The sequence below is a fragment of the Rhizobium sp. G21 genome (assembly GCF_014158035.1).
Classification (GTDB): Bacteria; Pseudomonadota; Alphaproteobacteria; order Rhizobiales; family Rhizobiaceae; genus Rhizobium_E.
In genome coordinates this window covers 124,808-147,803 of record NZ_JACFXW010000001.1, presented here as the reverse complement: position 1 = coordinate 147,803, position 22,996 = coordinate 124,808, and the positions used below count along the sequence as shown (strand labels likewise).

Here is a 22,996-nt window from a genome sequence, read left to right as displayed (position 1 = left end):
GTCAGAGGCTTGTGCAGTCAGCCGGATTCAATGTCTCAGATCGGTGACTCGAACTTTGAGCGTTTGCCTCGAAACCACGGAGATCTCTATGAAAATGGGTCCGCGCAACCGCATCACAGATGTCGCCGGTCTTTCTGTGGGGCATGCGACGGATGATCGGCTGAAGTCCGGAGTGACCGCGATTCTCTGCGATCCGCCAGCGGTGGCCGCCGCGCATGTGATGGGCGGCGCGCCTGGAACACGCGAAACGGATCTCCTGGAGCCGCACAACACGGTTCAGGAGGTGGACGCCATCACGCTGTCGGGCGGCTCGGCCTTCGGCCTCGACGCCGCCTCCGGCGTGCAATCGGCTCTGCGTGAAAAAGGCCGCGGCTTTGCGGTCGGTCCGGTCAGAGTGCCGATCGTGCCCGCCGCCATCCTCTTCGACCTCCTGAACGGCGGCGATAAGAGCTGGGGACGCCACTCGCCCTATCGCGATCTCGGCTACGAGGCGGCGCTCTCAGCTTCGGTCGAGTTCGAGCTCGGCTCGGTCGGCGCCGGCGCGGGCGCGCTGACGGCGGGGCTCAAGGGCGGGCTCGGTTCGGCCTCCGCCATTCTGCCGGGTGGCTTTACCGTCGGCGCTCTCGCCGCCGTCAATGCGCTGGGCTCCGCCACCTTCGGCGCCACGCCCTGTTTCCGCGCCGCCGCCTTCGAGCTCGACGGCGAATTCGGCGGGCTAGGCCTGCCGCCGCGGCTGCCGGACGACGCCACCAAGATCTTCACCAAGATGGATCTGGGCCAACCGAAAGACGCCAACACCACCATTGCCGTGATCGCCACCGACGCCGTGCTGACCAAGGCCGAAGCCAAGCGGCTGGCGATGGCGGCGCATGATGGTTTCGCCCATGCGCTCTGGCCCTCGCATACGCCGTTCGACGGCGACATCGTCTTCACGCTGGCGACCGGCGCATCCGGGCGCAGACCAGAGCCGATGGATTTCGTGGCGCTGTCGGCGGCGGCTGCGGCCGTCATGGCCCGCGCCATCGCCCGCGGCGTCCATTGCGCCGAACCGATGGACGGCGATCTCCTGCCGGTGTGGACGGACCGCGCCCGCGCCTGATAGTCTTCTTGCTTGAAAACGCGATTCACGGAGCCGTCCATGCGCGCCTGGCTTACAGGTCTCCTTCTCGCCGCTGCGTTCGCCGCGCCGGCGTTGGCCGATCCCACCGGCTCGTGGCTGGTGAATGGCGGCAATGCCGACGGATCGGCGGCGTATCAGGGAAAATCACCGTCACGCGCAACGGCGAAACCTATAGGGCGAACTGGGTCGTCGGTTCGACCAAATTCACCGGCACCGGCATCGGCGGATCCATGATCGATGGCGTCTTCACCCCCGCGCCGGCCTCGGAAAGCGATACGGCGATTTCGATCCTGTTTCGCAGCGGCAAAGATGTCGGCCTCGCCGTCTATTCCGAACAGGCGGACGGCAGTTGGAGCGGCGCATGGACCTATGAGAACGTCGATCGCGTCGCCTATGAGACCTGGACGCCGAAAGACGGCGCGCGCGCATCGGCCAAAACCAAGACGGCGACCACGAAAGTGGAGTCCAAGCCGCGCGCCCAGGCGCCGGCGGCGCCCAAACCCTGACCCCCAGCACTCTTAACGGAACTCTCTTGTCCACGATCGAAATCTATGTCGACGCCGACGCCTGCCCGGTGAAGCCCGAAATCCTGAAAGTCGCCGAACGGCATGGCCTGAGGGTGACGCTGGTCGCCAATTCGGGCCTGCGCCCGTCGCGAGATCCGCTTGTGCGCAACATTATCGTGTCCAACGGTTTCGACGCCGCCGACAACTGGATCGCCGACGAGGTCAAAACCAACGACATCGTCATCACCGCCGACGTGCCGCTCGCCGTGCGCTGCGTAGCCAAGGGCGCGCATGTGACCGGCCCGACCGGCCGGGTCTTCGATCAAACCAATATCGGCATGGCTTCCGCCATGCGCGATCTCGGCCAGCATCTGCGTGAAACTGGCGAAAGCAAGGGCTATAACGCCGCCTTCTCGCCCCGGGATCGCTCGGCCTTTCTGGAAACGCTGGAGAAACTGTGCCGGCGGGCGAAGGCGGCCGTTTAGGCGGGATCGGCTTCATCCAGGGCTGCAATCATCTGCCTTATCGTGATCAGCATCGGTGGCAGGTGGTTCCGGGCTATGTCCCACATGATCATCGTGTCGACCCGCTCATACTCGTGCCGCAGCAAATTTCCGATGCCGATGATCTGCATCCACGGAACAGACGAATATTGGTCGCGCAACTCCGGCGTCAAGAGCTTGGCCGCTTCTGAGATGATTGAAATTGCACGCTCAGTCGCGCGCTCGAGCAGATATGACCCTGCGTAGTCGTCGACCGTCTTCCCCTCCAGAGCCTCAATGACGCTCGCGATATGAAACTCTATATGTTTCAATCGGAGTAGCGGGTTCCTACTTATCACTAGAACACCTTGATCGCCGTCGCTTCGATGTCCGCTCGGTAGAAGTCTACAAGTCCCTCTCGCGTCGTGTATGACAGGCTCTCACGAGGAGCTATTTCGGCCAGAATGTCATAGGACGCCATGAATTCGGTAAATCCGAAGCGCGATGGATCGCTTTTGTCGATGAAAAGATCGATATCCGATGCCGGTCCGGCTTCATCGCGGGCGACGGAGCCAAAGAGATAAAGCCCGCCGACGCCGAGATTTCTCAGTCTCGGCTCCAGCGCTTTCAGCTTCTCGATCACGACATCTCTGTTCATGCCTCACAATGTAGCGCCAAGAGACTGAAAAGTCATCCAGCGCCGATTTGACACTCCCCATCGGCCATGCGACGTGAGGACATATCGATCATCCCGCAGTGAGAGGATCACCATGCTCCCCATCCTCCTCGTCGCGCTCGGCGGCGCGCTCGGCTCCGTCGCCCGCTATCTCACCGGCGTTCTGACCACCCGCCTGTTCGGCCCGAGCTTCCCCTGGGGCACGCTGGTCGTCAACATCGTCGGCTCCTTCGCTATCGGCCTTCTGGTGGAATTGATCGCGCGCAGGCTCAGCGCCTCCATGGAGATGCGGCTGCTCCTGGTCACCGGCGTCATGGGCGGCTTCACGACGCTGTCGTCTTTCTCGCTCGATTTCGCTACGCTGTTCGAACGCGGCGATCTCGGGCTCGCCTTCGCCTATCTGGCGGCGACGCTGGTGATCTCGATTGCCGCGGTTTTCGCGGGGCTGGCGCTCGGACGCGCTTTGCTCTAAAGCCTGCCGAAAAGGAAAATTGAGACGATGGCTGGCGTAGAGCATAAACAGGTGGAAACAGACGAAGCGGGCATGCGGCTCGATCGCTGGTTCAAGGTTCATTATCCCGGACTGGGCTTCGGCCCGCTGCAGAAGCTCCTGCGCTCCGGCCAGATCCGCATTGATGGCGGTAGGGTGAAATCCGACACCCGCGTCCAGGCCGGCCAGACGGTGCGCGTGCCGCCTCTCGATGTCGACGAGAAGAAGGGCAAGCCCCTGTCGGGCAAGGAGCTCTCGCATTCCAGCGATCACGAACTCCTGTCGCGCATGGTGCTGTATGAAGACAAGAAAGTCATCGTGCTCAACAAGCCGCATGGCCTGCCGGTCCAAGGCGGCTCGGGCGTGGTGCGCAATGTCGACAAGATGCTGGAAGCCTGGACCAGCCCGCGCGGCGAAAAGCCCCGCCTCTGCCACCGCCTCGACCGCGACACGACCGGCGTGCTGGTGATCGCCCGGACCCGCGGCGCAGCCCAGGCGCTGACCGGCGCTTTCCGCGAGCGCGACACCAAAAAGACCTATTGGGCGCTGGTCAAGGGCATGCCCAAGCCGCATGAAGGCAAGATTTCGACCTGGCTGGTCAAGGAACAGACGCCGGACGGCGACCGCATGCGCGTCGCCAAGCATGGCGACGACGGCGCCGATCACGCGGTCTCCTACTACCGTGTCCGCGAACACGCCGCCCAGCGCCTGACCTGGTTGGAAATGGAGCCCTATACCGGCCGCCACCACCAGCTGCGCGTCCATGCCGCCCATATCGGCCATCCGATCATCGGCGATCCCAAATATTTCGAGGCCGAACAAGGCTGGGATTTCCCGGGCGGCGTGCAGAACAAGCTGCATCTGCATGCCCGCCATATCGACATTCCGCATCCCGACGGCGGCCGCCTGCGCGTGACCGCCCCCTTCCCCCGCATATGGTCCAGACTTGGAACCTGCTCGGCTTCGAGGAAGGCAACGGCGACGATTACGGGGAATGAGCCTTGAAACTTGTCCTGTTTGATTGCGACGGCACGCTGGTCGACAGCGGCCGCCTCATCCACGAAGTCATGGTGCGCACCTTCGTGCATCACGACATGCCCGAACCCAGTTACGAAGCGACGAAGGCGATCATCGGCATCACGCTCGACAGCGCCATCGCCCGCATCATGGGTCAGGAGCATATCGACGAGCGCGTGGCGGCAATGACGGCGCATTACAAGGCGATCTATGGCGATGTCCGCGCTCTGCCGCATTTCCAGGAGCCGTTGTTCGAAGACATCGGTCATGTGATGGCGACGCTCTCGGCGCGCGACGATCTGCTTCTCGGCGCCGTCACCGGCAAATCTCGGCGCGGGTTGAACCTGATCGTCGATGCGCATGGCTTCGAGAAGACGTTTTTCGTGTCGCGCACGGCGGATGATTGCCCCTCCAAGCCGCATCCCGCCATGGTGCTCGAATGCTGCGCGGAAGCCGGTATCGACGCTTCCGAGACCATTGTCATCGGCGATTCGATTTACGATATAGGCATGGCGAAAGCCGCCGGCGCGAAAGCGCTCGGCGTATCCTGGGGCTATGGCGCGGTCGACGCCCTCTGGGACGCCGGCGCCGACGCCGTGCTGCACGCCCCCTTGGAGATCCTGGCTCATGTCTGAAGACGATCAATCGCTACGCGACATTTTCAGCGACCTCGCCGCGCCGGTCCTGTCCGATGAGGACCCTACCCGACGGGCGCAAATCCAGATGAAGCGGCCGCTGCCGAAGCGCTTCTACAAGGACGTGTCGGTGCAACAGACCGAGGGCGGTCATCAGATCCTGCTCGACGGCCGGCCGGTCAAGACGCCGATGAAATCGGCGCTCGTCCTGCCGACGGCGGCCGCGGCCGGGATCGTCGCCGCGGAATGGCGCGCTCAGGGCGAAGAGATCAACCCTGCGAAAATGCCGGCGACCCGTCTCGCCAACACCGCCATCGACGGCATCGCGCGCGAGATCGATGCGGTTGCGGAGGACATCGTCTCCTTCGCCGGCACGGATCTCGTCTGCTATCGCGCAGAACATCCGGAGCGGCTTGCAAATCTCCAGGCGGCGCATTGGGATCCCGTCTTGTTCTGGGCGGCAGACGATCTCGGCGCGCGCTTCATCCTGGCCGCCGGCGTCATGCATCAACAGCAGCCGGCAGAGGCGCTCGACGCCTATCGCAGGGCCTTGGCCGATCATCGCCATCCGCTGGCGCTCGCCGCCCTGCACACCATCACCACCCTCACCGGCTCGGCGCTTCTGGCTCTTGCTTTCGCCAAGGGTCGTCTCGACGCCGAGGCCGCCTGGACCGCCGCTCATGTCGATGAAGACTTCAACATCGCGCAATGGGGAGCTGACGCGGAAGCGGAAGCCCGTCGCAAGGCCCGCTGGGTCGAGATGAAGACTGCAGCCGATCTGTTCGGCGCCATGCATCAGCATCAGGCCGACGAGACGACGGATCCGTGATGGCGAAACTGGCGCGGGATTGGGACGCCTACAGGCTCGGCGACCGTGAGGTCAGCAACAATGTCTGGAACAAGGGCGATCTCCAGTCCGGCGTCGACTACAGCCAGACCGTTACATACGATCCCTCCGATCTCAGCCGTGACATCACTTTCGCCTGGAACTGGCCGTCTTCGTCGGATGATGTACTGGCGTATCCCGAGCTCATCGTCGGCTACAAGCCATGGGACGCTTCACTGACGCCCGCGCAGCGGCCGGACAGCCTGAGCAGCCGGATTTCGGATATCAAGAATTTCGTACTCTCACATGACATCACGATCGACGGGCAGACCCGGAACTTCAATGTCGCCTATGATCTGTGGCTGACCGACAAGGAGCTCGGCGGCAGCCAGACGATCACAACCGAGTTGATGGTCTGGGCGCATGCCTATGAGTTCGACATCGACCCGCATCGGTCGTCGGACACTATGTCAACAGAGGCGTCGACTACACGATCGTCACCTATGACGATTTCCGGGCGGGCGACAACGACCAGACCTGGCGCTATATCGCCCTGATCCCCGACAAGGACGCTCTCCGGGCCAGCATCGACATGCGCGACGTGCTGACCGAATTGATCGGCCGCGGATTGGTGAAGGAAAGCGACTTCGTCTCCGGATATGAAATCGGCGCGGAGATCGTCCGCGGAAAGGGGCGCGTCACGCTCGACAGCGTGGAGCACCGCTTTTCGACCTATGACGCAAGCGCCGGCGCCGATCTGCTCGAAGGCGACGGAGGCCGGGACCGCCTGTTCGGCAAAGGCGGCGACGACCGGCTGCATGGTCGGGGCGGCGACGATTATCTCGACGGCGGCGCCGGTGCCGACCTGCTGTCCGGCGGCGGCGGCAACGACGTCTTCGTCTTCGATCATATCGGCAAAGAGATCGACACCGTTCTCGACTTCAGATCGGATCACGATCGGATTGAGCTGGACGCCGATGTCTTCGCGGCCCTCGGCAAGGGCGAGCTGGATGCCGGGGAATTCAGACAAGGCAAGGCTTTCGGAGACGCGACGCGGATACTTTATATCCGCGAGACCGGCGCGCTCTTCTACGATGCGGACGGGGACGGCGCAGCGCATGGCCGGCGACTGATCGGCGTATTGTCCAACACCCCGACGCTGCAAGCGGATGATTTCCACATCGTCTGATCGGCTGTTTTAAGCTGCGTCACGCCCTCGTTAACTCCCCGCTAACCATAAACGTTCATGGTCGCTTAAGCACTTGCTTATGGGGGATTCGAACGATGCTGGGGCTTTTTCTGCGCGTGGTCGTCATCTTTGCGGCTGGCCTGCTTCTGACCGCCTGCGGTACCAGACCAAAAAGCCTGCCGGAAGCGACACAGATCTACGAGGTCCGCGCCGCGCTGGTCACCGGCAACGCGGGATCGCCCAAGAAGCTGATGAGCGCCATCCAGGACCGGCTCGACGACGCGATCGCCGCAACCGTCCGCCCGACCCCGATGCCGAGGGCGGTGATGACGGTGCATGTCGTCGGCGTCCAGCAGGTTCCGACCGAGGATGGATTGCAGACGCAGACCGAAATTTCGGTGATGCTGAGCGATGTCGTCTCGGGTCATCCCGTCCATGTCCGCAGCTATCTCGTGCTCAGCCTGTCGGTCGACCGGCGCGCAGCGAACTGGGCGGCGGCGGAAGCCATCGCGGCGCGGCTGCGCTACGAATATCGCCTGAACCAACCGCCGATCGTCAAGCGCCTGACCCATGACCCCCCCGCTGTCGACGCAGATTCGTCCGTCCCTGCCGACGACCGAACAACAAACGCAGCCGGCCGCCGAGCAAGACTATAAGCCGGTCGTCATTCCTCTGAAAAACGCGCCCGTGATCGGCGCGGATCAGGATCCGCTGTTGAACTCCAAAACCCCCGTCGCGGGACAGGCGACGCCGGCGAAGGTGCCGCAGGCCGGCTTGAACGACGCCGCGCAGCCGGACGCCGCCGCCCCAGCCACCGTGGAAGACGGCGCCAAGGCGAAGGTCGTGATCATGCCGAAGAAGTCGGAAGCGCCGGCGTCGCCGGAAACCGGCGCCCAGGCCGAAGCCGCGCCGCAGACGACACCGGCGACCAACCAACAATCTGCGCCTGCGCCGGCGGACGATGGCGAGCCCTGCGTGGAAACGCTGGAGAAGAAATGCTGAGCTCAGACAGGTGAGACGCCATACGAAAAAAGCCCGGTCTCCCGGGCTTTTTGCTTATTTGCCGAGCCGCTCGGCATGCCAGCGCAGATGATCGTCCATGAAACTCGAAATGAAGTAGTAGGAGTGATCGTAGCGCTCGTGGTTGCGCAAGGTCAGCTTCATGTCGGTGTTCTCGAGCGCTTCCTCGAACAGCCAGGGCCGAAGACCGGTCTGCAGGAAACTGTCGGCGAGTCCCTGGTCGATCAGGAATTCAGGAAAGGTCATGCCGTCTTCTACCAGCGCCACGGCGTCATATTTCCGCCAGGTCAGTTCGTCCGTCCCGAGATATTTCTCGAAGGCCGGACGCGACCAGTCCGCGGTCGAAGGCTGGACGATCGGCGCAAAGGCCGAGCAGCTCTTGAAGCGATCGGGATGTTTCAGCGCGATGGTGAGCGCGCCGTGACCGCCCATGGAATGGCCGAAAATGCCCTGCCGGGTCATGTCGGCGCGGAAGGTCTTGCCGATCAGTTCGGGCAGTTCCTGAGTGATGTAGGTGTACATCTGGTAATTCTCGGCCCAGGGCGCTTCGGTGGCGTCGAGATAGAAGCCCGCGCCCTTGCCCATCTGCCAATTGGTCAACTCGTCCGGCACGTCGTTGCCGCGCGGCGAGGTGTCGGGGCAGACGATGATCAGGCCGAGCTCTGCGGCGAGACGACGATATTCGCCCTTCTCCATGACATTGGCGTGCGTGCAGGTCAGTCCCGAAAGATACCAGAGCACAGGACACAATTCGTCCTTGGCCTGGGGCGGCACGAAGACCGCGAAGGTCATGTCGCATTTGCAGGCCTCCGAGGCATGCGAGAACACGCCCTGCATGCCGCCATGGGCGGTGGTTTCGGAAATGATGTTGAGCATAGATAGTCTCCTGTGAACGTCAGTGGCGTCAATCGGCGGCGCGCGTGGCGGCCAGCCATTGGTGAAGTTCGTCTTCGAAGCCGGGCTTCATGCGTCCGGCGATGCGCGCGCAGGCGTCGAAGACGCTCGACAGGTCGTCGTTGGGATCGGTGACGGCGGCCTTGATCTCGGCAACGTAATCCTCGAAGCCCCGATAGCGCTCGGCGTTCTGGGCCGCGTTGCGCAACAGCGATCCGAGAAGCGCGATCGTCGCGGTGTAGAGCGCTTTCAACCGATCGAGATCGGACAGTTGCAGCGATGGGCGCTGTGTCGTGACATAGATGTCGATATATTTGAACAGCGTGTCGAATTTCGCCGCCCAATCGGGCAGGCCGGCATCGAGATAAAAGCTCCTGACCGTCGCATCTATACTCGCCTGCCGGCGCCAGCGACCGAGATCATAGCGATAGAGCGTCGAGGGATCGTGGACGACTTTGCCTTCAAACAACAGCGACGTCGTCACCGCCCAGTCGAAATCGCCGATCACGGTCCTGCGTCGACGCCAGTAGGGCTCGTGCACCGCCAGAAAGGAATCGCGCCTGAAGAAACTGTAATAGAGAGAATTGCAGCCGCCTCGGCGTTGGGCATAGGCGTGAAACCTATCGACAGCGGTGTCCTCCGGCAAGGCATAGTCGAGCCGTCGCAGTTCCGGCTCCCCTTCGGCGAAAATTACCACGCTTGGCCGCGCTCCGACGCAATCGGCGGGCAGCCGGGCGAGATCGAGCATCGGCGCGCCGGCCACCTCTTCGATGAAGTCGTCATCGCCGACCGGAAGGATAAAAGGCGTATCAGCGGCCTCGACCGTCCGCATCAGATTGTCGAGCGGCCCCGCGCCCGAATTTTGCAGCACCGTCGCTACATCGCAAGCCTGCGCATAATAGCCGGCCTTGTCGAGATCATCGGAATTGTCCGAGATGATCAGCCGACAGCCCCGCGCGCGCGCATAGGCGATCATATTGTCGATCGAGGGCTTGGCCGTGGCCAGCGGTCGCCGGCTCGGCATGCAGAGACTGACAAGAGCCATTCCAAACCCTCACTTCTCGCCCCGCTCCTCGCGAAGCTTCGCCCAATATTGCAGGCGCTTGTTGATTTCCCGCTCGAAGCCGCGCTCCGGGGGCGCATAATAGCGGCGGCGGCCCATTTTTTCCGGGAAATAATTCTGGCCCGAAAAGGCGTCCGGCTCGTCGTGATCGTAGCGGTAGCCGTCGCCATAGCCTTCGCTCGACATCAGCTTGGTCGGAGCGTTCAAAATGTGCTTGGGCGGCAGAAGCGAACCATTGGCCTTCGCGTCGCGTACGGCAGCCTTGTAGGCGAGATAGGCTCCGTTGGATTTCGGCGCGGTGGCGAGATAGATGCAGGCGTTGGCGAGCGCCAGTTCCCCCTCCGGCGATCCCAGGAAGTCGTAGGCGTCTTTCGCGGCGTTGCAGACCACCAGAGCCTGCGGATCGGCAAGCCCGATATCCTCAACCGCCATGCGCACAAACCGGCGCGCGACGAACAGCGGATCTTCGCCCGCGTCGAGCATCCGGCACATGTAGTAGAGCGCGGCGTCGGGATCCGAGCCGCGGATCGACTTGTGCAGCGCCGAGATCAGATTGTAGTGCCCGTCCTGGCCCTTATCGTAGATCGGCGCGCGACGCTGCACGACATTCAGCAACTGCCCGGAATCGAACAATTCCCCCTCGCGCGCCGCCCGCCAAACTTCCTCGGACAACGTCAGGATGGCGCGCCCGTCGCCATCGGCGAGCGTGAGCAACAGCGCGCGCGCCTCGTCATCCACCGGCAGCGGCTTGCCCATCTCTGCTTCGGCGCGGGCGAGTAGCGACGACAGGCTCGCCTCGTCATGCGACTTGAAGGTCAGCACCCGGGCGCGCGACAAAAGCGCCGCGTTGAGCTCGAAGGAAGGGTTCTCGGTGGTCGCGCCGACCAGCACGATGGTGCCGTCCTCCATCACCGGCAGGAAACTGTCCTGCTGGGACCGGTTGAAGCGGTGGATCTCGTCGACGAACAGCAGCGTCTGGCGCCCCTGCTCCCGCCGCATGCGCGCCGCCTCGAACACCTTTTTCAGATCTGCGACGCCGGAGAAGATCGCCGATATCTGCTCGAAATAGAGATCCGTCTCGCGGCTCAACAGCCGCGCCACGGTGGTCTTGCCGGTGCCGGGCGGTCCCCAGAAGATCATCGAGCCCAGGGATTTCGCTTCGATCATGCGCGTCAACGCGCCGTCCGGCCCGGTCAGGTGCTCCTGGCCCGAGACTTCGGCGAGGCTCTTTGGCCGGAGACGATCGGCGAGCGGCCGGATCGCGTCGGCGACGCCGGCATGATCGAACAGGCTGCTCATCGAATGAACTGCCGGATGCGCTGGCCGCCGCGATCGATCTCCACCCGCCAGAAATTCGGGTCGGATTCGAGCATGGCCTGCAGTCCCTCTGTGGAGGTGATCTCCTGGCCGTTGATGGCGATGATGATGTCGCGCGGCTCGAAGCCGAGGCGGGCGGCGGGCGACCCGCGCGAGATTTCCTCGATCACCACGCCGGTGGCTTCGGCCGGCATCTGCAGTTCCTGGGCGAGCCGCGGCGAGAGATTGGCGACCAGCGCCCCGGCGAAGGGATTGCGACCGTCGATCAGCCGCTCGTCCTTGGGCCGCGTTTCCGGCGCCTGTTGCAGGGTTAGGCTGACTTCACGCTCCTTTCCGTTGTCGGACACGGCCAGCGTGACCGTCGAGCCCAGGCCGGCGGTGGTCAGGCGATAGCCGAGCGCGTCGGGATGTTCGACGGCCCGGCCATTGACGGCGGTGACGACTTCGCCGGGCTTCAGGCCGGCTTTGTCGGCCGGGCCGTCCTTGACGATTTTGGTGACGAGGGCGCCGCGGGCGAGTTTCAGGCCGAGCGCCTCGGCGACTTCGGACGTGACAGGCTCGAAGGACGCGCCGACATACGGGCGCGTGAAACCGCTCTGGCCGCCGCGCGCCGCCTCGATGAACACTTTGACCAGATTGGCGGGAATGGCGAAGCCGATGCCGTTCGAGCCGCCGTCGCGCGAGACGATGGCGGTGTTGAGGCCGATCAACTCGCCGCGCATATTGATCAGCGCGCCGCCGGAATTGCCGGGATTGATCGAGGCGTCTGTCTGGATGAAGAAGGAGAAATCGCCCTCGCCCACCCTGTTGCGGGCCAGCGCCGAGACGATGCCCGAAGTCACCGTCTGGCCGACGCCGAAGGGATTGCCGACCGCCAGCACGAGATCGCCGACCTCGACGCCGTCGGAATCGCCGATCGGCAGCGCCGCGAACGAGCCGCCGCCCTGGACTTTCAGCAGCGCGAGATCGAGCCGCTCATCCTTGAACGTGACCTTGGCGGAAAATTCGCGTCCGTCCGACAGCGCGATCTTGATGTCGTCGGCGCCGGAGATGACATGGTTGTTGGTGATGACGAGGCCGTCCTTGCCGATGATGACGCCGGATCCGAGAGAGCTCTGCTTCTCCGTGCGGTTCGGCAGGCGCTGCCCGAAGAATTCTTCGAAGAACGGATCGGAATAGAGCGAGGGCCGCTGGACGACTTTTTCGGCGTAGACATTCACCACCGTTCCCGCAGTCTGTTTCACCAGCGGCGCAAACGACAGCTGAATTTCGGCGCGGCTTTGAGGCAGCGCTTTCGTCTCTTCCGCCCCGGCCGGGACGGTGATCGACAAGGCCATGATCATCAACAGGAAGCGCGGACGAAACAGCATGTGATTCCCTTTTTCTTGCGGCGTTCATTGTCTCACTCCGGCGCGCGGCTTGCCAAGTGCGGCAGCGACGCTTTGCGCCGGCCGCACTATAACGCGCCGATCGGGGCGAGATTTCATCGTCGCGACAGAAAAAATCAGTGCATCGGCGCAAAACTTTCGGCGCGGGCGATCTGCCAGGGAATGTGGAAGCGGACGTCGTTCGTCCCTTCCAGGAGTTCGCCGGAGCGCAGCGGCGGATAAAGATGCGTGAAGGTCGTCACCTGGCTGTGATTGATGCGTTTGTGAAAGTGGAAAGGCTTGAATTCCGACGGGTGATGCAGGCCGGCGCCCGCCACCACTTCCGCCAGCGCTTCGAGCGTCTTGGCGTGAAACTGCGCCACGCGCGTCGCCTTGTCCGGCACCACCAGCGCCCGCTGGCGATGCTCGTCCTGCGTGGCGACGCCGACGGGACAGTGGTCGGTATGGCAGGATTGCGACTGGATGCAGCCAATCGAGAACATGAAGCCGCGCGCCATATTGACCCAGTCGGCGCCGAGCGCCATGACGCGGGCGATGTCGAAGGCCGAGATGATCATGCCAGAGGCGCCGATGCGGATCTTGTCGCGCAGGCCGGCGCCCACCAGCGCATTGTGCACGAAGGTCAGACCCTCGCGCAGCGGCATGCCGATATGATCGATATATTCGGAAGGCGCAGCGCCCGTGCCGCCCTCCTTGCCGTCGACGACGATGAAGTCGGGGTGATCCCCGTCGACAGCATCGCCTTGACCACCGCGAGAAACTCATGGGCGTGACCGATGCAGAGCTTGAAGCCGACCGGCTTGCCGCCGGAGAGCTTGCGGAGCTGGGCGATGAAGGCCATGAGCTCGAGCGGCGTCGAAAAGGCCGGATGGCCGGCCGGCGACACGCAGTCGCGATCCATCGGAATACCGCGGATCTCGGCGATCTCCTCTGTGATTTTTGCCTTGGGCAGCACGCCGCCATGGCCGGGCTTGGCGCCCTGGCTCAGCTTGATCTCGATCATCTTGACCTGCGGATCGGCGGCGGTCTTCTCGAAACGCTCCGGCGAAAACGAGCCGTCGGGATTGCGGCAACCGAAATAGCCCGAGCCTATTTCCCAGACGAGGTCGCCCCCATGTTCGCGATGATAGGGGGAAATGCCGCCTTCGCCGGTGTCATGGGCGAAATCACCGATCTTGGCGCCCTTGTTGAGCGCCCGGATGGCGTTGGCCGACAGCGAGCCGAAGCTCATGGCGGAAATATTCAGGACCGAATGGCTGTAGGGCCGGGCGCAATCGGGACCGCCGACAACGACGCGGAAATGGTGATCCGAGATCCTGGTGGGCGCGAGCGAATGCGAGATCCATTCGTAGCGCGGCTCATAGACGTCGTATTCGGTGCCGAACGGCCGCTTGTCGAGTTTGCCCTTGGCGCGCTGATAGGCGAGCGACCGCTTGTCACGCGGGAAAGGCCGACCATCCTTTTCCCCTTCGAAAAATACTGCCGGATCTTCGGACGCAGATCCTCCATGATGTAGCGCGCATGACCGCTGATCGGATAGTTGCGCAGCACCGCATGCCGGCTCTGGACGATGTCGTGCACGCCGACGACCGAGAGGAACAGCGACAAAAGGAAGAAGCCGAGGATGACGGGATGGAGGAAGCCCATCGCCAGAAGCGCCAGCCCGAAGATCCCCAGACAGGCGATGCTGATCGTGAGCGGCAGGATGCGGGCGGAGAAGACGAGACGGAGTGCGGCCATGGTGCTACCCGAAAGGATGCTGAAGGCCGTAAATTAGATGATTTCCATTATATAAACGTGAAGCTCCTCCGGGCCAAACCGCATGTTTTCGCTCTCGCGCTGCGGCCGACCTCACCCGTGATGAACCCGGCGCTCCCGACATGGATCAGCCGAGCGTCATGCGCCCGCGAACCGCCATCGTGTTCTGTCCCGGAGAGACGAAGATGATTTCGCCGGAGGCTGGAAAAACGCCGGTAAGCGCGGTGATGTTCACCTGATGGGTGACCAGCACAGTCGGCGCGGCGCGCCTCAGCGTCCCGATCCAGGCGAGCGTTTCGCGGCTGCGCGCATCGCTCTGTCCGGGTTTGCCGAAGAAGGAATTCAACAGCGGCTGTTCGCGCGCCTCACCCAGGTCCAAGGCCCGCGCCGTGTCGAGGCACCGGCACCATTGGCTCGAATAGACGGAGGCTCTGGCGATTCCGTTTCGGCGGATATATTCGCCGATGCGACGCGCCTGCGCTCGTCCCTCATCGGAAAGATTGCGTTGGGTCGAACAGTCGCCCAGGCGAAAGCCCGGCGGATCTCCCGTTCCCGGCGCGGTGGCGTGCCGCATCAGCGCCAGCGCGTCGCCGCGGCGAAACTCCCCCAGACCTCTTCGGCGCGCGCGCCGCCGGCGGCGACGAACGCAAAGGCGCTGAGGACGAAGGCGCGTCTTTCGATCACTAGCATCGGCTTCTCCGTCAGTAATGGCCCTCACGGCAAGTGGACGCTCGGCGAGAGCGTCCACCATTTATAGGGCCCGGGAGGTCGGACGGATCAACCGAGGATGACAGCCGCGTCAGGCCGCGCGACGATTGGATGCGGCGCCATAGCCGCCGGCGCTGTCGTCGGTCAGCTGGAATTGACCGATCATCGACCGCAGCTTCTGGCTCTCGGAGGCGAGCGTGGACGCCGCCGCGCTGCTTTCCTCCACCATCGCTGCGTTTTGCTGCGTCGTCTGATCCATGCTGTTGACCGACGTGTTGATTTCGGAGAGGCCGGTCGACTGTTCGCGCGAGGCGGTGGAGATCGCCTCCATATGGTTGTGGATCTGGTAGATGAGGTCGCTGATCGCCTTCAGCGCCTGGCCCGTCTCGCTGACCAGCTTGACGCCGCTCGCAACTTCGGCGGTGGAATTCTGGATGAGATCCTTGATCTCCTTGGCGGCCTTCGCCGAGCGCTGGGCGAGTTCGCGCACTTCCTGCGCCACGACGGCGAAGCCGCGTCCCGCCTCGCCCGCCCGCGCCGCCTCGACGCCGGCGTTCAACGCCAGAAGGTTGGTCTGGAAGGCGATCTCGTCGATGACGCTGATGATCGAGGAGATCTTCGACGAGGAATCCTCGATGCGGCTCATGGCCTCCACCGCCTGCGCCACGACCTGACCGGAACGATTGGCGCTCGAATTTGCTTCGGACGCCACGCGGCGCGCGTCCTCGGCGCGGGCGGACGAGGAGGTGACGTTAGCGGTGATCTCGTCCAGCGCGGCGGCCGTCTCTTCCAGCGTCGCGGCCTGGGTCTCGGTGCGGCGCGACAGATCCGACACGCCCTGGCGGATTTCCTGGCTGCCGGTGCTGATCGTGTCGACGCTGCCGGAAATTTCCAGGAACGTATCGCAGAGTTGCGAAACCGAGCGATTGAGATCGTGGCGAAGTTCTTCGAACTCCGGCGAAAAAGGCGTCGACAGCTGGAAGCCGAAATTGCCCGAGCAGAGCTTCTTCAACGCCTCGCCGAGCGAGCTCACCGTCTGCACCCGCTGCGTCACGTCGGTGGCGAACTTGACCACCTTGATCACCTTGCCATTGTGATCGAGGATGGGATTGTAGGACGCGGAGATGATGACCTCTTTGCCCTGCTTGGTGACGCGCTTGAATTCGGCGGCCTGATAGCGCCCTTCCCTGAGGTTGCGCCAGAACGCGGCGTAGCCGTCGCTATGGGCATAGGCGCGATCGACGAAGATCGAGTGATCGCGCCCGCGGATTTCGTCGAGCGAATAGCCCATCAGAGCGAGGAAATTGGCATTCGCCGTCATGATCTCGCCTTCGGGCGTGAATTCGATGATCGCCTGCGACCGGCTGATGGCGGCGATCTGGGCGGTGTAATCCATATTGAGCAGCCGCGCCTTCGCGTCGGACCATTCGACCACGAAGCCCGTGATCTTCGTTCCCTTCTTCAGCGGCGTGACGACCAGATCGAAGACGCGGGCGCCGACGCGGATGGTGGCGTTGTGCGTCTTGGTCAGCGCCGCCAGCATGTTGCGCTGATGGGCGGGGTTCTTATGGAAGACGTCGATATTGCTGCCGATGAGGGTGGCGACGGAGAAGCGGGGAAGTTCCTTCTTCAGATCTTCTTCCGCATCCTGCAACAGCTCCACCACCGCCGGGTTCATATAGGTGATGTTGAGTTTGGCGTCCGCCACCATGACATTGGCCTTCATCGCCGCCAAAGCCTGTATCTGCGCTTCCATTTTCGCATTCACAAACATGAACCCCTCCGGATGAACAGCGCAATCCTGCGCAAACTGAGAGGAATTCTACGCAATAAAGCTTAATCAAGCATTATTGACTTCTAATAAACGCGAGCAAGTGAGAATTATACTTTCATACGCAGAGTTATACTTAAAAGGAGACGCTGTATTTTTATACGAAAACAAAAGTTTGACGGATCACCGAAGCTGTATTTTTTCTGGAAAAATTTTCATATCCCATCAATGCGCCGACAATAATCGACTAAGGGCGGCATTTCACCACCCAATAAAGATTTCCGGAACGCTTGCGGGAAATGAGACGACATCGCCAGCCATCAAGATTTTGCCCCTTATGCGGCGCTGAGCGAAGCCATGGTTTCCGCGGGCGCGACCGCCTGTTTCAGCGGCGACTGTAGAAGGCCGGCGGTGGACGGCTGCTTGAGGCGGACACTCAGGATGGAAGTCTCTTCGCTTGAGGCTTCCCGTTTTAATCCCCGCCCGCAAACGCTCCTTGATATAAGTCAAGCCCGGGCAATGTGCCGCATGATCACCATTAATCTGAAGCTTGAACAACCGCGCCTTAAGACAGTCCAAAAACACCACATAAGGGAGCCCGCCTCAGGCACCTTGCCCTGCTCTAAAATCTTCAACAAATACACGACAATCACTAGTCGCAAAGAGAGAAAGCATCAGAGTTGAATAATGATTATTACGCTATAAAAAAATACTAATGCCGCAAATTTTAAGACATATTTTCCGCATACTTTGGAAGATCTCGCAACTCTACTTGGTCATCTTTCGCAATTTCTATAGCCTGCCGATAAGCAACCCGCCGAGAGTCCTCGTTAAAAACTTTATCACCTAACTCAGAGACAAGCTTCTCAAGAATAACGACCATATCAAGAAAAATCTTCTGCTTTTCTATATTCGATGAACCAAAATTATTGCAGAAATGCTTGAAGCCCTTCAAGCTGAAGCCTATAGGCTCTCTAGAGTACATATCAATTACGAGTGTTAAGCGACCATCAATCCGGCGATGTAATGCCGCTACATCTCGGCGAACATATTCTACAAAATCCGCGTCTTCATAGTAAACCGCCGTTGGTCGGTAGCCACCGTCACGCGTCGGATTCATATGTTGAGACATCACCATATTCTCTGTCTGTAGCGCTCCCGATAATCGTGCGGCAGATCCGGGGCAAATACGTCCGCTTCAACGAACTGCCAGTGAGTAACAACACCGACACTTCCTATAGAGGGTACATCACCCGCCACATCGCGTTTTCCTCGACCTGCCGGAAAGTCGCATCGCACATAAGCAATATGAACCAAATCGTGGGGCACGTCCATTAACTTAACGTTACAAGACATCGATGGTTCGTAAACAAAAAACTTTTCGGTTTTGAAATCAGAGCAAAATGATCGAATCCCCGAAGATCGTCGCCAACCGGGCGCTTAAGGCCCCGGAAACAAGCATGAGCATCACCTAAGGATGATAGGGAAATCTGACAGCTAGACCATTTGGAGTGTGCGTTAGGAAACGGGGGAATTTCTCCCAACACAACAGACCATAGGTCGATTAGAGGCTGTTTGCGATTTAAATTTAGCGCTTTCCTAATGTCGTCCTGAGCAATCCTATAGACTGCACTCTGAGACCGATCAAATATGGAACGTCCAATAACGGTAGACGGAATACGCAGCCACGGTGAAACCGTGGCTGCCCCTCCCTCAACCAGCTGCAACTGCAATTTATTGCCGCCGCCGACCATTGCGCTTGGCCTCAGCTGCAGCCGCTCGTCGCGCCGCAGGTGTCGCACTTCTCGCAGGTGCCGTTGCGCACCATGGTGAAGTTCTGGCATTCCGAGCACATATTGCCGGTGTAGCCCTGGGCGATCGACTGCATGCGCCGCGCGTTCTCCATCTTCTTGGCTTCCGATTTGGCCGCGGCGGCATCGGCGGCGGCCTTGTCGGAGAAGAGCGCGGTGGCGTCCGAGGCGGTTTCGGTGATCTCCTCAGTGATGTCTTCGACGAACTCCTTGGCGCGCTCTTCGTAATCACGCTTGAAGGAGACGACTTCCGAGGTCGAGATCGCTGCCACCGGTTCGAGCTTGCGCGCGGCGTTGCCCGAGAAGGCGGCGACATTGACCGAGCCCTTGGCGGGAGCGGCGGTCGTCGCCGCCCCTTGGCCTCCGAACGATCGACGCCCGCGCCGCCGACCAGCGTCGGCTTATAGCCGCGCGTCCAGCCGGTGGAGATCAGGTTGGTCTTGCCTTCCTGGATGCCCTTGCCGAGCGCCGTGTTGGAGAAGTCGGATGTGTCGACATGCGCCAGATCATGGCGGTTCAGGTAGCTGACGGCGAGTTCGCGGAACACGTAGTCGAGGATCGACGTGGCGTTCTTGATCGCGTCATTGCCCATCACGATGCCGGCCGGCTCGAACTTGGTGAAGGTGAAGGCCTCCACATATTCCTCAAGCGGCACGCCATATTGCAGGCCGAGCGAGATGGCGATGGCGAAGTTGTTCATCATCGCGCGGAAGGCGGCGCCTTCCTTGTGCATGTCGATGAAGATTTCGCCGAGACGGCCGTCGCCGAATTCGCCGGTGCGGAGATAGACCTTGTGGCCGCCGATCACGGCCTTCTGGGTGTAGCCCTGGCGGCGGTTCGGCAGCTTTTCGCGCTCGGACGAGACGCTCGACCACCCGTTCGACGATCTTCTCGGTGACGGTGACGGCGGCTGCGGCGGCCGGAGCCTGCAACAGTTCCTCCATCGCATCCTCGTCCTCCTCGTCCTCGATCAGCGAGGCGTTGAGCGGCTGGGAGAGCTTGGAGCCGTCGCGATAGAGCGCATTGGCCTTCAGACCCAGCTTCCAGGAGAGCATGTAGGCGCTCTTGCAATCCTCGACGGTGGCGTCGTTGGGCATGTTGATCGTCTTGGAGATCGCCCCCGAGATGAACGGCTGGGCGGCCGCCATCATGCGGATATGGCTTTCGACCGAGAGATAGCGCTTGCCGATCTTGCCGCAGGGATTGGCGCAATCGAAGACCGGCAGATGCTCCTTCTTCAGGAACGGCGCGCCTTCCAGCGTCATCGCGCCGCAGACATGGATGTTGGCCGCCTCGATCTCCTTCTTGGAGAAGCCGAGATGATCGAGCAGATTGAAGTCGATGGCGTTCATCGCGTCGTCGCTGACGCCGAGCGAGCGCAGGAAGTCGGCGCCGAGCGTCCACTGATTGAAGACGAACTTGATGTCGAAGGCGGCCTTGGTGGCGCCGTTGATCGCCTCGATCTTCTCGTCGGAAAAACCCTTGGCCTTCAGCGAGCCGGGATTCACGCCCGGCGCCTGATTGATATTGCCATGGCCGACCGCATAGGCCTCGATCTCGGCGATCTGGCTTTCCGTATAGCCGAGCGAACGCAGCGCCTCCGGCACAGCGCGGTTGATGATCTTGAAGTAACCGCCGCCGGCCAGCTTCTTGAACTTGACGAGCGCGAAGTCGGGCTCGATGCCGGTCGTGTCGCAGTCCATCACGAGACCGATCGTTCCGGTCGGCGCAATCACCGAGACCTGGGCGTTGCGATAGCCATGCTGTTCGCCGAGCTCCAGCGCCTTGTCCCAGGCGGCGGTGGCGTGCGCGATCAGCGTCTGGTCCGGGCAATCGCCATGGATCAGCGCCACCGGATCGACCGACAGCTTCTCATAGCCGCTGGTCTGGCCGAGTGCGGCGCGCCGATGGTTGCGGATGACCCGCAGCATGTTGTCGCGGTTCGGGGCGAACATCGGGAACGGACCGAGTTCGGAGGCCATTTCGGCAGACGTCGCATAGCAGACGCCGGTCATGATGGCGGTCAGCGCGCCGGCGATGGCGCGGCCTTCCTTGAGTCGTAGGGGATGCCCGAGGACATCAGGAGACCGCCGATATTGGCGTAGCCGAGGCCGAGCGTGCGATACTCATAGGAGAGTTCGGCGATGCGCTTGGACGGGAACTGCGCCATCATCACCGAGATTTCGAGCACCACGGTCCACAGACGCACGGCGTGTTCGTATGCCGCGATGTCGATAGAGCCGGTCGCCGGATCCTTGAACATCATCAGGTTCAAGGAGGCGAGATTGCAGGCGGTGTCGTCGAGGAACATATATTCCGAGCACGGATTGGAGGCGCGGATCGGGCCTGCCGCCGGGCTGGTGTGCCAGTCGTTCATCGTCGTGTTGAAATGCAGGCCGGGATCGGCGGACGCCCAGGCGGCGTAGGAGATCGATTCCCAGAGATCGCGCGCCTTCAGCGTCTTGACGACCTTGCCGTCCTTGCGGGCGGTCAGGTTCCAGACGTCGTCGCGCTCGACGGCGCGCAGGAAGTCGTCCTTGATCGAGACGGAATTGTTGGAGTTCTGGCCGGCGACCGTCAGATAGGCTTCGGAATCCCAGTCCGTGTCATAGGTCTTGAATTCCATGTCCTTATAGCCCTGGCGGGCGAACTGGATGACGCGCTGGACGTAATTCTCCGGAACGAGGGAGGCTTTGGCGGCCTTGATCTCGCGCTTCAGCGCCGGGTTCTGCTTGGGGTCGTAGCAGGCGTCGTTGTCGGCCTCGCAATTGACGCAGGCCTTCATGATCGCCTTGAGATGCTTGGCGACGATCTTGGAGCCGGTGACGAGGGCTGCGACCTTCTGCTCTTCCTTGACCTTCCAGTCGATATAGGCCTCGATATCCGGATGGTCGATGTCGACCACCACCATCTTGGCGGCGCGGCGGGTGGTGCCGCCCGACTTGATTGCGCCGGCGGCGCGGTCGCCGATCTTGAGGAAGCTCATCAGGCCCGACGACTTGCCGCCGCCCGAGAGCTTTTCGCCCTCGCCGCGCAGCGAGGAGAAGTTGGAGCCGGTGCCGGAGCCGTATTTGAACAGGCGCGCCTCGCGCACCCACAGATCCATGATGCCGCCTTCGTTGACGAGATCGTCCTCGACCGACTGGATGAAGCAGGCATGCGGCTGCGGATGCTCATAGGCCGACTTCGACTTCACCAGCTTGCCGGTGAAGGGGTCGACATAGAAATGGCCCTGACCCGGGCCGTCGATGCCATAGGCCCAATGCAGGCCGGTGTTGAACCACTGCGGCGAATTCGGAGCCACGCGCTGGGTGGCGAGCATATAGGCGAGTTCGTCGCGGAAAGTCAGCGCGTCTTCTTCGGACGTGAAGTAGCCGCCCTTCCAGCCCCAATAGGTCCATGTGCCGGCCAGACGGTCGAAGACCTGGCGGGCGTCGGTTTCTGAGCCGTACTGCTCGTCCTTGGGGAGTTTGGCGAGCGCGGCGGTGTCGGCTTCGGAGCGCCACAGCCAGGACGGAACGTTGTTTTCCTCGACCTTCTTCAGTGCCTTGGGCACGCCGGCCTTGCGGAAATACTTCTGGGCGAGAATGTCGGCCGCAACCTGGCTGAATTGCTCCGGCACATGAATGTCGGCGAGCCGGAAGACCACGGACCCGTCGGGATTGCGGATCTCGCTGGTGGCGGTGCGGAAGGCAATGGCGTCATAGGCTGACTTGCCGGCCTCGGTGAATTTCCGTTCTATGCGCATCTCGTTAACCCCTAGCATCTTGCCCGCGCCATGGGCGCGAATATCCTTGTCCGGTGCGAGGGTTAGCCCCGCAGCCAGTTCGCGTCTCTTCACCTTTTGGGAAACACGCTGTCCTGTCGCCCCTTTATCTGGTGTTCAATCTAGCTGCAAACACTAAATATAGTATCAACAACTTTACTGATCCAGCATTCGTTCCATGGCGGGCGGAATTTTTCGACGCGGCTTTCCCAGCCCCCGGACGCAACCAAACGATCGCCGGAGAGCGTAAAAACCACCGAATTTTCCTTAGGATGAACCGGGTCCTCGTAACTTTCCGGTCCAGTCGCCGCCGCAACGTTCCCATTAAGAAACAGGGGCACGATTCCGTCAAGGGGTGGTCTGTGACGGATTTATTAACACCATATCTAGTGGCGCTGGCATGTGGAAAAACGGGATATCTGCTAACCGCTTCTAATCTCGGCGTTTCGGGTCGAGCCGGGGTCCGGCCGGGGCTGCTTGTTCACAGTTTGGTAAATCGAATATTTATTTTTTCTTCAAAAAGACCCTATCGCTTTTGCGCGAGAGCGATCTGTGGCAG

At 61.8% G+C, this 22,996-nt stretch carries 19 protein-coding genes and 3 pseudogenes; 11 read left to right on the top strand and 11 right to left on the bottom strand.

From position 1 onward, the window contains the following. Positions 1–88 precede the first annotated feature (88 nt). The 3 genes from H2O14_RS00820 (at position 89) to H2O14_RS00810 (ending at position 2,111) form a co-directional block, all read left to right on the top strand. Entirely contained in the window at positions 89–1,099 is a 1,011-nt protein-coding gene (locus H2O14_RS00820; RefSeq protein WP_182826119.1) for a P1 family peptidase, read from the top strand. Positions 1,100–1,212: 113 nt separating this feature from the next. Further along, positions 1,213–1,626, top strand: coding sequence for a hypothetical protein (locus H2O14_RS00815; protein WP_182826118.1), 414 nt, complete (start codon positions 1,213–1,215; stop codon positions 1,624–1,626). Positions 1,627–1,652: 26 nt separating this feature from the next. Further along, complete coding sequence (locus tag H2O14_RS00810; RefSeq protein ID WP_182826117.1) at positions 1,653–2,111, top strand: YaiI/YqxD family protein; 459 nt, start codon at positions 1,653–1,655, stop codon at positions 2,109–2,111. Here H2O14_RS00810 and H2O14_RS00805 read toward each other — a convergent pair. After that, positions 2,108–2,440: a DUF86 domain-containing protein gene (locus H2O14_RS00805; RefSeq protein ID WP_182826116.1), complete on the bottom strand. Its 333-nt coding sequence runs from the start codon at positions 2,438–2,440 to the stop codon at positions 2,108–2,110. The genes H2O14_RS00810 and H2O14_RS00805 overlap by 4 nt on opposite strands. 26 nt (positions 2,441–2,466) lie before the next feature. Next, positions 2,467–2,766: a nucleotidyltransferase family protein gene (locus H2O14_RS00800; RefSeq protein ID WP_182826115.1), complete on the bottom strand. Its 300-nt coding sequence runs from the start codon at positions 2,764–2,766 to the stop codon at positions 2,467–2,469. Positions 2,767–2,878: 112 nt separating this feature from the next. Between H2O14_RS00800 and crcB the strand changes: the two genes are divergently transcribed. From crcB to H2O14_RS00760, 8 genes and pseudogenes are all read left to right on the top strand, one after another. Continuing rightward, positions 2,879–3,256: a fluoride efflux transporter CrcB gene (gene crcB, locus H2O14_RS00795; RefSeq protein WP_182826113.1), complete on the top strand. Its 378-nt coding sequence runs from the start codon at positions 2,879–2,881 to the stop codon at positions 3,254–3,256. 27 nt (positions 3,257–3,283) lie between these two features. After that, positions 3,284–4,272, top strand: a pseudogene (locus H2O14_RS00790) (RluA family pseudouridine synthase). 3 nt (positions 4,273–4,275) lie between these two features. Next, entirely contained in the window at positions 4,276–4,926 is a 651-nt protein-coding gene (locus tag H2O14_RS00785) for an HAD-IA family hydrolase (RefSeq protein ID WP_182826112.1), read from the top strand. Next, positions 4,919–5,755 (top strand): ATP12 family chaperone protein, encoded by an 837-nt coding sequence (locus tag H2O14_RS00780; RefSeq protein WP_182826111.1) that lies wholly within the window; start codon positions 4,919–4,921, stop codon positions 5,753–5,755. Before H2O14_RS00785 ends, H2O14_RS00780 begins: the two co-directional genes overlap by 8 nt. Next, a complete protein-coding gene (locus tag H2O14_RS00775) occupies positions 5,755–6,309 on the top strand; it encodes a GH12 family glycosyl hydrolase domain-containing protein (RefSeq protein WP_182826110.1) in 555 nt (184 codons plus the stop codon). The genes H2O14_RS00780 and H2O14_RS00775 overlap by 1 nt, the downstream gene beginning before the upstream one ends. A gap of 35 nt (positions 6,310–6,344) precedes the next feature. Next, complete coding sequence (locus H2O14_RS28345) at positions 6,345–6,941, top strand: calcium-binding protein (RefSeq protein WP_182826109.1); 597 nt, start codon at positions 6,345–6,347, stop codon at positions 6,939–6,941. Between the two features lie 95 nt (positions 6,942–7,036). Beyond that, positions 7,037–7,597, top strand: coding sequence for a hypothetical protein (locus H2O14_RS00765; protein ID WP_182826108.1), 561 nt, complete (start codon positions 7,037–7,039; stop codon positions 7,595–7,597). 58 nt (positions 7,598–7,655) lie between these two features. Next, positions 7,656–7,943: a hypothetical protein gene (locus H2O14_RS00760; RefSeq protein ID WP_182826107.1), complete on the top strand. Its 288-nt coding sequence runs from the start codon at positions 7,656–7,658 to the stop codon at positions 7,941–7,943. A gap of 54 nt (positions 7,944–7,997) precedes the next feature. Here the strand turns inward: H2O14_RS00760 and fghA are convergent, their stop codons facing one another. The 9 genes and pseudogenes from fghA to H2O14_RS29185 all read right to left on the bottom strand — a co-directional run bounded on the left by fghA (position 7,998) and on the right by H2O14_RS29185 (position 22,419). Beyond that, entirely contained in the window at positions 7,998–8,837 is an 840-nt protein-coding gene (fghA, locus tag H2O14_RS00755) for an S-formylglutathione hydrolase (protein ID WP_182826105.1), read from the bottom strand. Between the two features lie 28 nt (positions 8,838–8,865). Then, the gene (locus H2O14_RS00750) at positions 8,866–9,900 is read right to left on the bottom strand and encodes a hypothetical protein (protein ID WP_182826103.1); all 1,035 of its coding nucleotides are present in this window, start codon (positions 9,898–9,900) and stop codon (positions 8,866–8,868) included. A gap of 9 nt (positions 9,901–9,909) precedes the next feature. Then, positions 9,910–11,217 (bottom strand): replication-associated recombination protein A, encoded by a 1,308-nt coding sequence (locus H2O14_RS00745; RefSeq protein ID WP_182826102.1) that lies wholly within the window; start codon positions 11,215–11,217, stop codon positions 9,910–9,912. Beyond that, complete coding sequence (locus tag H2O14_RS00740; protein WP_182826101.1) at positions 11,214–12,605, bottom strand: DegQ family serine endoprotease; 1,392 nt, start codon at positions 12,603–12,605, stop codon at positions 11,214–11,216. The genes H2O14_RS00745 and H2O14_RS00740 overlap by 4 nt, the downstream gene beginning before the upstream one ends. A gap of 134 nt (positions 12,606–12,739) precedes the next feature. Next, positions 12,740–14,363 (bottom strand): annotated as a pseudogene (locus H2O14_RS00735) (FMN-binding glutamate synthase family protein). A 145-nt stretch (positions 14,364–14,508) separates the two neighbouring features. Next, positions 14,509–14,955: a histidine phosphatase family protein gene (locus tag H2O14_RS00730; RefSeq protein ID WP_182826100.1), complete on the bottom strand. Its 447-nt coding sequence runs from the start codon at positions 14,953–14,955 to the stop codon at positions 14,509–14,511. 225 nt (positions 14,956–15,180) lie between these two features. Next, positions 15,181–16,863 (bottom strand): methyl-accepting chemotaxis protein, encoded by a 1,683-nt coding sequence (locus tag H2O14_RS00725; protein ID WP_182826098.1) that lies wholly within the window; start codon positions 16,861–16,863, stop codon positions 15,181–15,183. A gap of 724 nt (positions 16,864–17,587) precedes the next feature. Further along, positions 17,588–17,992 carry a hypothetical protein gene (locus H2O14_RS00720; RefSeq protein ID WP_182826096.1) on the bottom strand — a complete coding sequence of 135 codons (405 nt, stop codon included), beginning with the start codon at positions 17,990–17,992 and terminating at the stop codon, positions 17,588–17,590. A 633-nt stretch (positions 17,993–18,625) separates the two neighbouring features. Continuing rightward, a pseudogene (locus H2O14_RS29185) lies at positions 18,626–22,419 on the bottom strand (vitamin B12-dependent ribonucleotide reductase). Positions 22,420–22,996 lie beyond the last annotated feature (577 nt).

Coding starts and splice junctions, on each gene's coding strand:
- H2O14_RS00820 (WP_182826119.1), top strand. CDS start 89: ATGAAAATGGGTCCGCGCAACCGCATCACAGATGTCGCCGGTCTTTCT.
- H2O14_RS00800 (WP_182826115.1), bottom strand. CDS start 2,766: ATGAACAGAGATGTCGTGATCGAGAAGCTGAAAGCGCTGGAGCCGAGA.
- crcB (WP_182826113.1), top strand. CDS start 2,879: ATGCTCCCCATCCTCCTCGTCGCGCTCGGCGGCGCGCTCGGCTCCGTC.
- H2O14_RS00780 (WP_182826111.1), top strand. CDS start 4,919: ATGTCTGAAGACGATCAATCGCTACGCGACATTTTCAGCGACCTCGCC.
- H2O14_RS00775 (WP_182826110.1), top strand. CDS start 5,755: ATGGCGAAACTGGCGCGGGATTGGGACGCCTACAGGCTCGGCGACCGT.
- H2O14_RS28345 (WP_182826109.1), top strand. CDS start 6,345: ATGCGCGACGTGCTGACCGAATTGATCGGCCGCGGATTGGTGAAGGAA.
- H2O14_RS00765 (WP_182826108.1), top strand. CDS start 7,037: ATGCTGGGGCTTTTTCTGCGCGTGGTCGTCATCTTTGCGGCTGGCCTG.
- fghA (WP_182826105.1), bottom strand. CDS start 8,837: ATGCTCAACATCATTTCCGAAACCACCGCCCATGGCGGCATGCAGGGC.
- H2O14_RS00750 (WP_182826103.1), bottom strand. CDS start 9,900: ATGGCTCTTGTCAGTCTCTGCATGCCGAGCCGGCGACCGCTGGCCACG.
- H2O14_RS00745 (WP_182826102.1), bottom strand. CDS start 11,217: ATGAGCAGCCTGTTCGATCATGCCGGCGTCGCCGACGCGATCCGGCCG.
- H2O14_RS00740 (WP_182826101.1), bottom strand. CDS start 12,605: ATGCTGTTTCGTCCGCGCTTCCTGTTGATGATCATGGCCTTGTCGATC.
- H2O14_RS00730 (WP_182826100.1), bottom strand. CDS start 14,955: ATGCGGCACGCCACCGCGCCGGGAACGGGAGATCCGCCGGGCTTTCGC.
- H2O14_RS00725 (WP_182826098.1), bottom strand. CDS start 16,863: ATGTTTGTGAATGCGAAAATGGAAGCGCAGATACAGGCTTTGGCGGCG.
- H2O14_RS00720 (WP_182826096.1), bottom strand. CDS start 17,992: ATGTCTCAACATATGAATCCGACGCGTGACGGTGGCTACCGACCAACG.